12 protein-coding genes are annotated in these 14928 nt (G+C 68.9%); 4 read left to right on the top strand and 8 right to left on the bottom strand.

The annotated features are described in order from the left end of the window. Positions 1-24: 24 nt before the first annotated feature. From IM660_RS16695 to IM660_RS16675, 5 genes are all read right to left on the bottom strand, one after another. Positions 25-423 carry a spore germination protein GerW family protein gene (locus tag IM660_RS16695; protein WP_193496915.1) on the bottom strand — a complete coding sequence of 133 codons (399 nt, stop codon included), beginning with the start codon at positions 421-423 and terminating at the stop codon, positions 25-27. 174 nt (positions 424-597) lie between these two features. Continuing rightward, positions 598-1605, bottom strand: coding sequence for a LacI family DNA-binding transcriptional regulator (locus tag IM660_RS16690; protein ID WP_193496914.1), 1008 nt, complete (start codon positions 1603-1605; stop codon positions 598-600). A 104-nt stretch (positions 1606-1709) separates the two neighbouring features. Then, the gene (gene crcB, locus IM660_RS16685) at positions 1710-2084 is read right to left on the bottom strand and encodes a fluoride efflux transporter CrcB (RefSeq protein ID WP_193496913.1); all 375 of its coding nucleotides are present in this window, start codon (positions 2082-2084) and stop codon (positions 1710-1712) included. Next, the gene (locus IM660_RS16680) at positions 2081-2569 is read right to left on the bottom strand and encodes a fluoride efflux transporter FluC (RefSeq protein ID WP_193496912.1); all 489 of its coding nucleotides are present in this window, start codon (positions 2567-2569) and stop codon (positions 2081-2083) included. The genes crcB and IM660_RS16680 overlap by 4 nt, the downstream gene beginning before the upstream one ends. Beyond that, positions 2566-3072, bottom strand: a complete 507-nt coding sequence (locus IM660_RS16675) for a universal stress protein (RefSeq protein ID WP_193496911.1) — start codon at positions 3070-3072, stop codon at positions 2566-2568. The genes IM660_RS16680 and IM660_RS16675 overlap by 4 nt, the downstream gene beginning before the upstream one ends. Before the next feature lie 167 nt (positions 3073-3239). On the opposite strand from IM660_RS16675, the gene purL reads away from it, so the two are divergent. Together purL and IM660_RS16665 are read left to right on the top strand one after the other, a co-directional pair. Continuing rightward, positions 3240-5555 carry a phosphoribosylformylglycinamidine synthase subunit PurL gene (gene purL, locus IM660_RS16670; protein WP_193496910.1) on the top strand — a complete coding sequence of 772 codons (2316 nt, stop codon included), beginning with the start codon at positions 3240-3242 and terminating at the stop codon, positions 5553-5555. Between the two features lie 124 nt (positions 5556-5679). Next, on the top strand, positions 5680-6609 hold the full coding sequence (locus IM660_RS16665) for an aldose 1-epimerase family protein (RefSeq protein WP_193496909.1): 930 nt from the start codon (positions 5680-5682) through the stop codon (positions 6607-6609). A 38-nt stretch (positions 6610-6647) separates the two neighbouring features. On the opposite strand, the gene IM660_RS16660 is transcribed toward IM660_RS16665, so the two are convergent. Continuing rightward, a complete protein-coding gene (locus tag IM660_RS16660; RefSeq protein ID WP_246465006.1) occupies positions 6648-8090 on the bottom strand; it encodes an MFS transporter in 1443 nt (480 codons plus the stop codon). A gap of 131 nt (positions 8091-8221) precedes the next feature. Between IM660_RS16660 and IM660_RS16655 the strand changes: the two genes are divergently transcribed. Both IM660_RS16655 and IM660_RS16650 read left to right on the top strand, forming a co-directional pair. Next, on the top strand, positions 8222-9637 hold the full coding sequence (locus tag IM660_RS16655; protein WP_193496907.1) for an NAD-dependent malic enzyme: 1416 nt from the start codon (positions 8222-8224) through the stop codon (positions 9635-9637). A gap of 163 nt (positions 9638-9800) precedes the next feature. Beyond that, entirely contained in the window at positions 9801-13334 is a 3534-nt protein-coding gene (locus IM660_RS16650; RefSeq protein ID WP_193496906.1) for an ExeM/NucH family extracellular endonuclease, read from the top strand. 97 nt (positions 13335-13431) lie between these two features. On the opposite strand, the gene IM660_RS16645 is transcribed toward IM660_RS16650, so the two are convergent. Further along, the gene (locus IM660_RS16645) at positions 13432-14496 is read right to left on the bottom strand and encodes a fatty acid desaturase family protein (RefSeq protein ID WP_193496905.1); all 1065 of its coding nucleotides are present in this window, start codon (positions 14494-14496) and stop codon (positions 13432-13434) included. 171 nt (positions 14497-14667) lie between these two features. Further along, positions 14668-14871 (bottom strand): cold-shock protein, encoded by a 204-nt coding sequence (locus IM660_RS16640; RefSeq protein WP_159621632.1) that lies wholly within the window; start codon positions 14869-14871, stop codon positions 14668-14670. Between the last annotated feature and the right edge of the window lie 57 nt (positions 14872-14928).

Raw genomic sequence — 14928 nt, 5'->3', positions numbered from 1 at the left:
CGGCGCGGGAGTCAGCGAAGACCCTCAGAACATCCGACGGCGGAACTTCGCCCGCAGCGCGCACGCGACCGACGTGGCCACGACGGCGCCGAGCACCTGCCCGCCGATGACGGCGAGGTTCAGATCGAATGCGGGCTTCCAGGTCACCTCGCCGTCGCGGATCACGTAGGCGCCGGCGGGCCAGGCGCACAGCCCCACGCCCCCGCCGCCCCCGGAGCCCTCGGCATTCGGGCCCTCGGACGCGGCCTGCGGGTCGCGCCCACTACCCATCCCGTACCCCATACCGGAACCACCCATCACCCGGGCCACCGGGATCACGGTCGTCTCGCCCACGGTGTAGGCCTCCCCGAACACGCGGCGCACGGTCAGTGCCTCGCGCAGGGTCTCGATCGGCAGGTTCGGGTCACCGGTGGTGCGGCTCATGGAGTCCTCCTCGGATAGGCGTACCACCCATCATGCCCCCACGGGCTGTCGTCTCTGGTTGGTGCACTGACGCTGTGCACGACCTCAAGGGTGGTGTAAGTGTCGCTAGCCACGCGAGCACCGGCACTCAGCACCGACACACACCGCACCGTCACCGCAGCCCAGCACCCGCTCTCAGGCTCGGGCGGTACTCGCCCTGGCGATCAGTTCAGGCCGGAACACCAGCTGCTCCTTCGGCCGGTCCGGATCGTCCAGTTCGTTCAGCAGCAGGCTCGCGGCGGCGGACCCGATGTCCCGGCTGAGCTGACGCACCGTCGTCAGCGGCACTGCGGCAGTCTCGGCGAACGAGATGTCGTCGTAGCCGATCACCGCCACCTCGCCGGGCACATCCACCCCGGCGCCGATCAAGCCCTGGACAACACCGATCGCCTCCACGTCGTTCCCCGCGAACACCCCGTCGGGGCGCGTCGCCGGGGCCATTGCCGCGATCCGCCGTCCGGCCGCCCGCCCGAGGTCGAGATCCAGGTCAGGGCCGTCGAGCACAGTGAGCTGTGCCTGCGGGTGCGCCGCGATCACCTCGCGCGCTCCGTGCAACCGGTCGGCGACTTGCCGCACACCGGGCGGACCGGAGGTGAACACGATCCGGCGGCAGCCGACCTCCAGCAGGTGCTCGGCCGCGAGTTGCCCGCCCATCACGTGGTCGGTGGCCGCGGAGGAGAGCAGCCCGGAGGTGTCCTGTTGGTCCACGATCACCACCGGGGTGCCACGGGCGGCGATCTGGTGGGCACGCTCGAGTCCGCCGTCGAAGGGGCTCAGCAGGATCCCGTCGAACCGGAACTGCTCGAACATCTGCAGGTAGGAGTCCTGCTGCCGCGACGACTCGTGCGTGCTCCCCACCATCACGTTCAGGCCGCGCGCCGCGGCCGCCCTCTCTACCGCCACCACGATGTCGGCGAAGAACGGGTTCGAGGCGTTGATCACCGAGATCCCGATGGTGCTGCTGCGAGACAAGCGCAGCTGCCGGGCCGGCATGTTCGGGACGTAGCCGAGTTCGTCCACGGCCGTGCGCACGTAGTTGCGCATCCGGTCCGAGAGCCGGTCCGGCCAGTTGAAGTAGTTCGAGACCGTCGTTACGGAGACGCCTGCCTTCCGGGCGACGTCTTGAATCGTGACACTGGCCACGACGATCCTCCTCGCACTGCGGCGCCGTGCACACCCGTCGTGCCTGCTGGGCCGCGCCGTTGACGCTACCCGGCTGCATTGAATCGTGGCAAACCGTGCTCCGGTCAGGCCGCGATCGACGTCGACACGGTCCATCCCACCGCCGCTGCAGCCAGGGTCGCCACCATCGTCAGCACGAGGTTCAGCACGCAGCGCCGCCGATCTCCAACTCGCCACAGCCGGGCCGACTCCACCATGGCGGTCGAGAACGTGGTGAACCCTCCGCACAGTCCCACGCTCAGTACTGTCTCGGGTCCGGGCGCGAGGGCTCCGGCCGCGAGCAGGCCTGCGAGCACACCGATCAGCAGTGACCCGGCCGTGTTGATCGCGATCGTCGCCACCGGCAGCGCCGGCTGCCATCGGGACCGGATGGCCCCGTCCGTCCAGAACCGTAGGGCCGCCCCCAGGCCGCCCCCGACGGCGATCAGCAGCACCGTCATCGACCTTCACCCCGGGAGGGCTCCTCTGGAGAGCCGCCATCGTGCGGCCGATGCGGTCCGACCAGCCCGTGCGGCCCACGTGGCCGGCCGTCACCCCTCCCGCTCGGCCGGCTCGCCACCGCGATCCCCGCCAGTGCTGCCAGCAACCCCAGCACCAGGCTCACCAGCATGTACGTGCCCGCGAGTGCTCCATCGCCACCGGCCAGCAGCCGCTCGGTCTCCAGCGCCAGGCTGGAGAAGGTCGTGAACCCGCCCAGCAGCCCCGTCCCCAGGCTGAGCCGGAGCCTCCGACGCGTCTGGTTCTCCTCTCCGGCGCGCGCCAGCGCCTCCAGTAGGACCCCCAGCAGGAAGGACCCGAGCAGGTTCGCCGTCAACGTGGCCCATGGGACGCCGTCGGGGGCGGGCAGTGATTCGGCGAGCCCGAACCGGGCGAGGGTGCCGATGGCTCCACCCAGTGCGACCAGCAAGCCGAGCCGGAACCTCACCGCCGCTCCGGCAGCGGCACCACCAGCACCGGGATCTCGTGGGCGTGCACGAGGTGGCCGGCCACCGAGCCACCGATCACCTCGTTCATCCAGCCCGAGAAGCCGGGCTTGCGCGCTCCCACCACGATCATTGGCGCCTCGTACTCGGCTGCCACCTCGGCCAGTCCCCGCGCCACCTCACCGGCGCTGTGGACGAAGCGCCACGCCACGGCCGACGGCGTCAGCTCGCCCTCAACCAGCTCGTGCAGTTCCTGCTCGGTGCGGCTGGGGGTGTCGCCCGGGTCGTCCGGGTCGACCGGCACCATGGTCATCACCCCGGCGGCATCGCCAGGCACGAGCACATGCGTGGGATCCACCCAGACCACCACCAGCCCCGTGCCGTAGACCTGCGCCGTGGCTGCCGCATGCCGCACCACGCGTAGGTCTTGACCGGGCTCGATGCCGACGACGACTGGCCGGGAGGCGGGTTCGCCATGCCACGGACGGGCGTGCGTGGTGCTCATGGTGACCTCCCCGGAACCGGATGCTGCTGTGGAAGAGCACGTTACGCCGTCGGGAGCGGTCCTGGGCGGGGGCACGGCAGGGTGAGCCAGACCAGTAGAGTTGGACCGCTTCCTGAGCGCCGCGCGAGCCTGCCCGCCGGCGCCGCCCGCATCGCGTGAGGATCGAGATGACCACCGCTCCAGCCGGTACCCCCGACACGGTCGAGAACGCCGCCGCCACCCCCGGCGCCGAGCTTCCCTACGCCGAGCTCGGGCTCAAGGACGACGAGTACGCGCGGATCGTGGACATCCTCGGCCGGCGCCCCACCGCCGCCGAACTCGCGATGTACTCGGTGATGTGGTCCGAGCACTGCTCCTACAAGTCCTCCAAGCGTCACCTCGGTCAGTTCGGGGACAAGACGACCGAGGCGATGCGCGAGCACCTGCTGGTCGGGATCGGGCAGAACGCCGGAGTCGTCGACATCGGCGACGGGTGGGCGGTCACCTTCAAGGTGGAGTCGCACAATCACCCCAGCTATGTCGAGCCCTACCAGGGTGCCGCCACCGGTGTGGGCGGGATCGTCCGCGACATCATCTCCATGGGCGCGCGCCCGGTGGCCGTGATGGACCAGCTGCGCTTCGGCGCCATCGACCACCCGGACACCCCACGCGTGGTGCACGGTGTGGTCTCCGGCGTCGGCGGCTACGGCAACTCACTCGGACTGCCGAACATTGGCGGGGAGACCGAGTTCGACTCCTCGTACCAGCGCAACCCGCTCGTGAACGCCCTGTGCGTGGGGGTGCTGCGGCACGAAGACATCCACCTCGCCAATGCTGAAGGCGCGGGCAACAAGGTGGTCCTGTTCGGCGCCCGCACCGGTGGTGACGGCATCGGCGGCGCCTCCATCCTCGCCAGCGAGACCTTCGACGAGGACAAGCCCTCCAAGCGCCCCAGTGTGCAGGTGGGGGACCCGTTCATGGAGAAGGTGCTCATCGAGTGCTGCCTGGAGCTGTTCGCAGCCCGGGTGGTGGAAGGCATCCAGGACCTCGGCGCCGCCGGCATCTCCTGCGCCACCAGCGAGCTCGCCTCCAACGGCGACGGTGGCATGCACGTGGACCTGGAGAACGTCCTCCTGCGCGACCCGACCCTGACGGCCGGTGAGATCCTGATGAGCGAGTCCCAGGAACGCATGATGGCGGTCGTCGCGCCGGACAAGCTCGAGGAGTTCCTCGCGATCACCCGGCGGTGGGATGTGGAGACCTCGGTGATCGGTGAGGTCACCGGCACCGGACGGCTGACGATCGACCACCATGGGCAGCGGATCGTGGACGTCGACCCGGCCACAGTCGCGCATGAGGGTCCCGTCTACGACCGTCCGTACGCCAAGCCCGCCTGGCAGGACGCCCTCAACGCCGACGACGCAGCTCACCTTCCACGGCCGGCCTCGCCGGAGGACGTGCGAACCCAGGCAATGACCGTGCTCGCCTCGCCGAACCTGGCCTCGAAGTCCTGGATCACCGATCAGTACGACCGGTACGTGCAGGGCAACACGGCCATGTCCCAGCCCGATGACGCCGGGGTGATCCGCGTGGACGAGACCAGCGGGCTCGGCGTGGCCATCGCCACCGACGCCAACGGGCGCTTCACCAAGCTCGACCCCTACACCGGGGCCCAACAGGCGCTCGCGGAGGCCTACCGCAACGTCGCCACCGTCGGCGCGCGGCCGTTGGCCGTGACCGACTGCCTGAACTTCGGTTCTCCGGAGGACCCGGACGCGATGTGGCAGCTCGTCCAGGCGATCACCGGCCTGGCCGATGCCTGTGCCGAACTCGGGGTCCCGGTCACCGGCGGCAACGTCTCGCTCTACAACTCCACGCTCGCCGGTGAGGTCGGCAAGGGGCACATTGACGCCTCGATCAACCCCACTCCGGTGGTGGGCGTCCTGGGTGTGCTGGATGACGTGACCCACGCGACGCCGTCGGGGTGGTCCGAATCCGGGCGTGAGGTGTTCCTGCTCGGGACCACTCGCACCGAACTCTCCGGATCGGTGTGGGCCGGCGTCATCCACGATCACTTGGGCGGCCGCCCGCCGCGAGTGGACCTGGACGCGGAGCGGAGTCTGGCCCGGGTGCTCATCGACGCCGCCTCGAGCGGGGTGGCTCATGCCGCGCACGATCTCTCCGCCGGTGGGTTGCTGCAGAGCCTGACCGATGCGGTACTCCGGCACGGCCTCGGTGCGGACCTGGACCTGACGGGTCTGCTCGAGCGGGACGGCATCGACCTCGCGACGGCCCTGTTCGCCGAGTCGGGGGCGCGCGCCCTGGTGGCGGCGAACCCCGACCGCGGGAACGATCTGGTGGCCCTGGCCGAAAGTCACGGCGTCCCGGTGTTGCGGCTGGGCACCACCTCCGACGGAGACCTCGCCCTAGGCAGCGGCCTCACCTTCACCGTGGCCGAGCTGCGCGAAGCGCACGAGGGCGTCCTGCCGGCACGCTTCGCCTGACCGCCCATGGCGAATCGCACGTCGAATTGGTGGTTCAGTTGCCAGACTGGACCGCCGATTCGACGTGTGATTTCTGGGTGAGGCAGCCAATTCGACGATTGATTCTGATGAGGAGTACGAGCCCATGACGATCACTGATGACACTCTGCACCGGCTCGGTGGGCTTGGCGAGCACACGCTCACCCTCGGTGACCAGCAGGCGGTGATCACCCGGGCCGGGGCTGGGTTGCGGGAGTACACCGTGGCTGGTGTGCCGGTGGTGGCGGGCTACGCCGCCGACGAACTCTGCCCGAGTGCTCGTGGCCAATGGCTGGTGCCCTGGCCGAACCGCATCCGCGACGGCAAGTACACCTACGCCGGCACCCCACAACAGCTGCCCATCAAAGAAGCAGACCCGCGCAACGCGATCCACGGCTTCGCCCGGTGGATGCAGTTCGAGCTGCTCGAGCGGACCGAATCGCGGGTCGATCTGGGTGCGGTGCTGCCCGCCCGGCCCGGCTACCCCTGGACGCTGGCGATGATCGTGCGCTGGGAACTGACCGAGACCGGCCTGCGGACCCGGTTGAGTGTGTGCAACCTCGCCGACGTGACGGTTCCGTTCGGCGCCGGGGCTCACCCGTATCTCACCACCGATGGTGCAGCCACCGTCGATACCTGCGCGGTCACCGTGCCCGGGGCGACCCTCCTCACGGGCGAGGGTGGCCTCATGACGGAACGCTCCGCCGTCGGGACTGAGGACGATTACCGGACGGGGCGGCCGATCGGAACCAGCCAGCTCGGCCTCTACACCGATCTGACCCGGGACTCGGGCGGGATCGCTCATACTGTGCTGACCCGTCCGGACGGGCTGCGCATCGACCTGTGGCAGGACGAGGCGTGGCCGTTCGTGCTGCTCTACACCGCCGACGGTGTCAGCGACGCCGAGGGTAAGCGTGCCTCGCTCGCGATCGAGCCGATGACCTGCGCGGTCGACGCGTTCAACTCCGGCGACGGGTTGATCGAACTCGCTGCCGGCGAGGAGTTCACCGGAGTGTGGGGCATCACCGTCTCCTGATCGCAGCGCGTCGTCGGTGGGTGTCGGCGTCCGGACGTTCAGGCTCCAGCAGCCTTGCCGCGCGCCCGCTGATCCACCACCGCGACGATCAGCGCCAGCAGCAGCACGCCCAGCACCACCCGCAGGCCGACGCTCATCGCATGTCCGTAGTCGCCAGTGGTCGCGAGCGTGGCGAAGAACATCGACGCCGACGCTGCCACGCCGACCGAGGTCCCCACCCGCTGCCCGGTCTGCAAGGCGCCCCCGGCCACCCCGGCTCGGTGCACCGGCACGTCGGCCAGGGTGAGCGCCTGGTTCGGCGAGATGACGATCCCGTTGCCGAAGCCGGAGATCACCAGCACACCCGCCAGCCACCAGGCGGCCGCCGGTCCGTCGACCACTGAGACGAGCACATCGGCGATGACCACGCCGGTGATCATCAAGGCGGCCCCGGCGATCACCAGGCGGCGCCCGGCGCGCGCCACCCATCGGCCGCTCCACCAGGACGAGACCGCTCCCGCGAGCGCGAACGGCGTCAGCACCAGCCCGGCCTGCCAGGGCGCAAGCCCGAGCCCGGACTGCAGGTACAGCGTGGCGAGCAGGAAGATGCCGGTGAAGCCGGCGAAGTAGAGCATGCCCACCGTGGCACCGCGGGTGTAGGAGGGTGTGCGCAACAGGTCGCGGGTGATCACGGGATGGCCGCCGGCCTTCTCGTAGCGTCGCTCCCACCAGAGGAACGCGGTACCAGCGATCGCGCTCACCGCGAGCAGCCACCACGGCGCCCCGGCTGCACCACCGCCCTCGGAGGACTCCACGAACGGGAGCATGAACGCGAGTACCGTGATCCCCAGCAACACCAGCCCGGCCACATCGATGCCGACCTTGCGCCCGGTGGGCTGGAGCCGGGGCAACAGCCGCCACGCCAGGATCAGCACCACGGCTCCCACCGGAACGTTCACCCAGAAGACGGCGCGCCAGCCCTCCTCAGCACCGAAAAGGGCGATGAGCGCGCCCCCCAGCAGTGGTCCGATCGCGGTGGAGATCCCGACGGTCGCTCCGAACATCCCGAACGCCCGGGCTCGTTCCGGGCCGCGGAACAGCTCCTGGATGAGCGCGATGACCTGCGGGTTCAACGTTCCGGCCGCGACGCCCTGCAGCACCCGCGCCAGAGCCAGCATCTCGGCACTCTGGGCCGCACCGCAGAACGCGGAGGTGAGCGCGAACAGCGTGACCCCGATCAGGAACATCCGACGGCGGCCGAACAGATCGCCGAGACGGCCGGCCGGCACCAGCACCAGACCGAAGGCGAGTGTGTAACCGGCAACGATCCACTGCACCTGCGCAGGGTCGGCGCTCAGGGCACGGTCGATCGAGGGCAGTGCGACGTTCACGATGGAGACGTCGAGCAGGGTCAGGAAGCCGGCGGCGAGACACACCGCGAATGCGGACCAGCGCTGGCGGGAGGATTCGTCCTCTGGCGGTGTGGGGGGCTCGGGCGGCACGGCATCAGGTCTATCACGCGTGTGAGAGCGCCTGCGGCGCGCGTTCGTGCGGCAGAATGCCATGAGACCGCGGAGTGCGGACATCTGGTGCGCGACGGCGCGTACCGATCGACGGAAGGTTCCAGGCAGCAATGACTTCACCCAGCGTCAGCTACTCGATCACGGTCCGGCTGGAGATGCCGGCGCAGCCCGCAGCGGTGAGCACCATCACCACGACCGTCGAGCGGGCCGGTGGCGTCGTGACAGCGGTGGACGTCTCAGCCTCGGGGGTGGACCGGTTGCAGGTGGACGTCACCTGCGCCACCGGCGGGGAGGACGACGCGAAGCGGATCGTCGATGCCCTTGGTGACATCGCGGGCGTGAGCATCGGCAGGGTGTCCGACCGGACCTTCCTGGCGCACCTCGGGGGGAAGATCGAGGTCCAGCCGAAGATGCAGATCCGCCACCGTGACGACCTCTCGCTGATCTACACCCCGGGCGTGGGTCGCGTGAGCCAGCAGCTGGCCGCCCACCCGGAGGACGCCGTACGACTGACCATTAAGCGCAACACGGTCGCCGTGGTCTCCGATGGTTCTGCCGTTCTCGGCCTCGGCAACATCGGCCCGACGGCGGCCCTTCCGGTCATGGAGGGCAAGGCCGCACTGTTCAAAAGGTTCTCCGGCATCGACGCGTTCCCGATCTGCCTCGACACCCAGGACGTCGACGAGATCGTGCGAACCGTCAAGATCATCGCCCCCGTCTTCGCCGGCATCAACCTCGAGGACATCTCGGCGCCGCGGTGCTTCGAGATCGAGGCGCGGCTGCGGGAGGAACTCGACATCCCCGTCTTCCACGACGACCAGCACGGCACCGCGATCGTGGCGGTGGCGGCATTGCGCAATGCGCTCAAGGTCGTGGGTAAGCGGATCGAGGACGTGCGGATCGTGCAGTCCGGGGCCGGTGCGGCCGGCTCGGCGATCCTGCGCCTGATGCTGGCGGCGGGCGCGAAGCACGTGGTCGTCTCCGATATCGACGGCGTCATCCGGCCGGGACGGCCGGGCCTCGCGCCGTCGCTGGAGTGGATGGCCGCGGCGACCGAGGGGGATGAATACCCGGGGACGTTGCGGGACGCGATCGCGGGGGCCGACGTGTTCATCGGCGTCTCCGCTCCGAATCTGCTCACCGAGGCCGATGTGGCCGCGATGGCGCCGGACTCCATCGTCTTCGCGATGGCGAACCCGCTGCCTGAGATCGATCCGGCGATCGCGACTCGTCATGCGGCGGTGGTGGCCACCGGGCGCAGCGACTTCGCCAACCAGATCAACAACGTGCTCGCCTTCCCCGGAGTGTTCCGCGGGCTGCTGGACGGGCGCTCGACGCGGATCACCGACGAGATGCTGCTCGCCGCTGCCACGGCGCTCGCGGACGTGGTCACGCCCGAAGAGCTGAACGCGACCTACATCGTGCCGAGCGTGTTCCATCCGCAGCTGCACGGTGCGGTCGCCTCGGCTGTGCAGACCGCGGCGGAGGCCGACAGCGAATCCCGATCGTCGGTCACGCGCAGTTGATCACTCGTCGGACTCGACTGGTGCGGATGGCCAGGACTCAACTGGTGCGGATGACCAACAGGTAACGAGCAGGGGAAATTTCCGGGCGGGCGCCCCATTCGCGCTCGAAATGTCGGTGATCGGGGATAGGTTGCCAGCACCCCCGAGACTCGAAGGAACCCCCATGCCCTTATCCCGTCACCTCGCTCGCCCGCTGGCAGCGCTGACCTCTGCGGCTGTACTCGGCCTTGGTGTCATCGCGCCGGCTGCGGCCGTCAGTGCCGTGCCTGGACCGGCTCCGCGACTGGTCAGCACCGGCGACATCCTCATCAGCGAGATCCACTATGACAACGACGGTGCCGACGCCGGCGAGGCGATCGAGGTGCAGGCGCCTGCTGGCACTGACCTCACCGGGTGGAGCCTGGTGCTCTACAACGGCAATGGCGGTAGCTCCTATGCCACGTTGCCGCTGACCGGCACGGTAGCCGCCGGGGACGCCGACCTTGGTGTACTCGTCGTTGAGCACGCTGGTATCCAGAACGGCGGCCCTGACGGCGTGGCGCTCGTCGACTCGAGTGGCATGGCCGTGGAGTTCCTCTCCTACGAAGGGACCTTCACCGGCGTGGGCGGGCCGGCGGACGGGATCGACAGCACCGACATCGGGGTTTCCGAGCCCGGCAGCACCCCGATCGGCCACTCACTGCAACGCATCGACGGTGTGTGGACCGGGCCGGCCGAGAACAGCTTCGGTGCTGTGAACACCGCCGATGGTGGCGGTGACCCGGACCCAGACCCGGACCCGCCCGCCGAGGACACTCACACCATCGCCCAGATCCAGGGCCCGGGTGACGTAAGCCCGGTCGAGGGGCAGACGGTCACCACCTCCGGCGTCGTCACCGCCGCCTACCCGACTGGCGGCTTCAACGGCTATTACATCCAGACCCCTGGCACCGGGGGTGCGATCGACCCGGCCGAGCTGACCGCCTCGCACGGCCTGTTCGTCTACTCCTCAGCCACCGTGGGCGATGTCGCGATCGGTGATTACGTGCGGGTCACCGGTGAGGTGACCGAGTACTTCGGCCTCACCGAGATCACCGTCGACGCCGGCCACATGAGCATCCTGGACGTCGACGCCGAGCCGGTCGAGCCGATCGCCGACTTCACCCTCGGCGTCACCGACGCCGAGCGTGAGCTGGTGGAAGGCATGCTCGTGACACCGGTCAGCGACTACGTCGTCTCCGACACCTACGCCCTGGGCGGCTGGGGCTCGGCCGCATACGGCACCGTCGGTCTCGGACTGGACGGCCCGTTGCTGCAGGAGACCGACGTTGCGCCGCTCGGTTCCGCCGAGTACGACGCCGCGGTCGCCGACAACGAGGCGCGCGCGGTCACCCTGGATGACGGCCAGTCTGCTGCAACCTCCACCAGTGCCGAGGTTCCCTACCTGACCGGCACGCCAGACCTGCGCACCGGCGTCAGCGTGGAGTTCAACGAGCCGGTGATCGTGGACTACCGGTACCAGTGGAACTTCCAGCCCACCGCGCCGGTCACTGGTAACGCCGATGATCTCGTCTCCTTCGCCGGCGGCAACACGCAGGCAGCCAACGCCACACCGGCCGAGGTCGGTGGCGACCTGGTACTCGCGACCTTCAACGTACTCAACTACTTCACCACCTTCGGTGAGGACGTCCCCGGGTGCGAGGCCTACACCGACCGTGAGGACAACCCGCTCACCGTCCGCCGGGGCTGTGACCCACGAGGCGCCTGGGACGAGACGAACTTCGAGCGGCAGCAAGCGAAGATCGTCGCCGCGATCAATGGGCTCGGCGCCGATGTGGTCTCCCTGGAGGAGATCGAGAACTCGGTGAAGTTCGGTGACGACCGGGACGCCTCCCTCGCGGCGCTGGTGGAGGCACTGAACGCGGACGCCGGTGACGACCTCTGGGCCTACGCCGCCTCACCGTCCGAGCTGCCGGCCCTGGCCGACCAGGACGTCATCCGCAACGCCTTCATCTACACGCCGGCCACGGTCGAGGTGGCGGGCGATTCGGTGGTCCTCACCGGTGACCCGGCCTTCGACAACGCTCGCGAGCCGCTCGCGCAGGTGTTCACCGCAGCCGGGACGGACTACTCCTTCCTCGCGGTGACCAACCACTTCAAGTCCAAGGGCGGAGACTGTGGCGATCTCCCGCAGGGCTGCTTCGAGTCCGACCGGGTGGACCAGGCGGAGTCGCTGACCACCTTCGCCGAGGACGTGGCCGCAGCCGCCGAGGTGGACGACATCTTCCTGCTCGGTGACTTCAACTCCTACAGTGCCGAGCTCCCTGCCCTGGCCATTGAGGATGCCGGATACAGCAACCTCAACAATGGTGAGACCACGTACGTCTTCGACGGCAAGGTCGGGTCCCTCGACCACGTCTACGCCAACGGAGCCGCCGCGGAACGGGTCACCGGTGTGGACATCTGGAGCATCAACTCCGCCGAGTCCGTCCTCGCCGAGTACTCCCGTTACAACTACTTCGCGAGCGAGCACTTCCAGCCCGGTACCCAGTACCGCGCATCTGACCACGACCCGATCCTGGTCGGTATCGACGTACCGGATGTCGCGCCAGAGCCGTTGGGTTCACTCACCGACGATCTCAACCGTGCCGCGGACAGTACGCGGGTGCCGGGTACCAACCTTGGTGGGGAGTCGACGCTGGGTAACACCGTCGCCGACGCTCAGGTCTGGGTCGGGCAGCTGCTCGGGCACGAGCCGCAGATCGGCCTTGTCAGCACGAGCGTGCTCACTGCGGACCTGGCCAACGGCGACGTATACGCCGACGATGTGCTTGCCGCGATCCCTTTGGAGGAGGTGGTGGTCGTCGAGATCACCGGGGCGCAGCTGCGAAGCGTCCTTGAGCAGCAGTGGAGCGCCGGCGGGGAGCGCCAGCAGCTCAGTGTCTCGGATGGCTTCACCTACCTCTTCGACCCCTCCGCCCCGATCGGTGAGCGAATCGTGGCCATGACGCTGGACGGTGAGCCGATCGCCGAGGGCGAGACCTACTCGATCGTGACGTCGGCCGCGCTCGCGGCAGGCGGCGACGGGTTCTCTGCACTCGCGGAGGGAACAAGCGAGTCGACCGGCGCGCTCCTGCCCGATGCTGTGGCTGGCTACATCGCCGAGCTCAAGGTCGTCTCACCCGACTACGTCCAGCGTTCGGTTGGCCTCACCTGGGTGTCCGACCCGACGGCGATCTACGCCCCGGGCGACCAGATCGCCGTGGACGTCTTCTCGTTCGTCTTCTCCACCGGGGAACCGGTGCCGGACCAGCTCGAGACCTCTCTCGGTGGTGTGGTCACCGAGCCGGCCGCGCTGGACGCGACAGCAGTCGACGGCACCGACCAGATCGGTCGGGCCGAGGTGCGCGTCACGGTGCCCGAGGTCTTCGGGGTGACCGGCGGCCAGGGTGAGCGCCAAGCCACCGGAGGCTCCGCCGTCGGCGTGGTGGACCTCGTGGTGACGGACCCGGTGAACGGCACCGAACTGGTGCTCGAGGTGCAGATCGGATCAGCTGGCTCCGATGGCGGGAGCGACGGCGCTGGCGACGGCTCCGGCGGCCACCTCCCGGAGACCGGCGCGAGCAACGTCTGGACGCTCGTGTTCATCGCTCTCGGCCTGGCGCTCGCCGGTGGCGTGGTCATGATCATCCGGCGCAAGGCATCCGGCAGGTCCTGACCCTCGCATCAAGCAGATGCCCCGGACCCCTTGCACGGGGTCCGGGGCATCTGCCGTTCAGGCCAGCGGCTGTTGTGGCCGGGGTTCGGCCGGCGGGTCAGCGGTACTGAGCCACCAGCGGGCAGGTGAAGGTGTCCCTGGCGCCCAGGCCGACCACGTTGAGGTGCCGCACGACGATCCCGTAGGAGCGCCACAGGGTGGTCTGCGTGTAGGTGACTTTGTGGTCGGCGCAGAACTGGCGGACCAACGGTGCCACCCGGCGAAGGTGCGGGCGCGGCATGTTGGGGAAGAGGTGGTGTTCCACCTGGAAGTTCAGGCCGCCCATGGCGGTGTCGACCCAGCGACCACCGGAGATGTTGCGGCTCATCAGGGTTTGTCGGCGGAGGAAGTCCAGGCGCATGTCCTTGGGAACAATCGGCATGCCCACGTGGTTCGGGGCGAAGGAGGCGCCCATGTACACACCGAAGACGGCCAGCTGAACACCGAGGAACGCTCCGGCGATTCCCGGTGAGAGCACGAGGAACAGGAACGCCGGGAAGGCGACCAGCCGGATCGCCAGGAAGACGATCTCGATCGTGCGCCGCTTCAGGGGCGCCCGGCCGAAGACCCGTTTGGTGCTCGTCACGTGCAGGTCGAGACCCTCGAGCAGCAGCATCGGGAAGAAGAACCAACCCTGGCGCTTCAGGAACCAGTCGATCGCCGGGTGGCGGCGGCGTTCGTCGGCCTGCTCGGGTGTGAAGGTCACGTAGGGCAGGTCGATGTCCGGGTCCGAGCCGCGCTTGTTCGGGTTGGCGTGGTGGCGGGAGTGCTTGCTCTGCCACCAGCCGTGGCTCAGCCCGACGAAGAGGTTGGCCAGCACCAGCGCCGTCCAGTCGTTCCACTTCGGTGAGTTGAAGATCTGCTTGTGCGCGGCGTCATGGCCGAGGAAGGCGATCTGCGTCATCACTGCACCCATGACGACGGCGAGGGCCATCAGCCACCAGCTGCTGCCGATGAGCACGATCGCGGCGATGATCGCCCCGAGTGCGATGGCAGCGCCGATCAGGCGTGGCCAGTAGTAGTCATAGCGGCGCTGCAGCAGCCCGCTGTCACGAACCTGCCGTGTCAGTGCACTGAACTGGCTGATGTAGGCATCTCGTGGGCGTTCGGCGGTGGCGGTCATCGCGCACCTCTCTCGCGTGAAGGTTGGGCGCGCGGGCACCCTGGTTCGGTGGTGTTGCCGATGCTGCGTGAGCAGACCGGTCGAGAAAAGGAACCGGCCGCCGTCGGGCGTACCAACGGCGGCCGGTCGAGCAAGCCAGTTCGCTCCATGCTGGAGCAGCCTGCGTCAGTGTCAGAGCGGGCGGATGTTCGACGCCTGCGGGCCCTTCGGGCCCTGGGTCACCTCGAACTCGACGCGCTGGTTGTCCTCGAGGGAGCGGTAGCCGTCAGCCTGGATGGCCGAGTAGTGCGCGAACACATCGGCGGTGCCGTCCTCGGGGGCGATGAAGCCGAACCCCTTCTCAGAGTTGAACCACTTCACGGTGCCTACGGTCATGCGTTTCTCCATCATTCAGAATTCGGGCCCGACTGTCGGGTCCGAATCAGCCACGGT

Source organism: Ruania alkalisoli, from assembly GCF_014960965.1.
Classification (GTDB): Bacteria; Actinomycetota; Actinomycetes; order Actinomycetales; family Beutenbergiaceae; genus Ruania; species Ruania alkalisoli.
The sequence above is the reverse complement of the archived record's forward strand: the minus strand, read 5'-3'. Positions and strand labels throughout refer to the sequence as shown.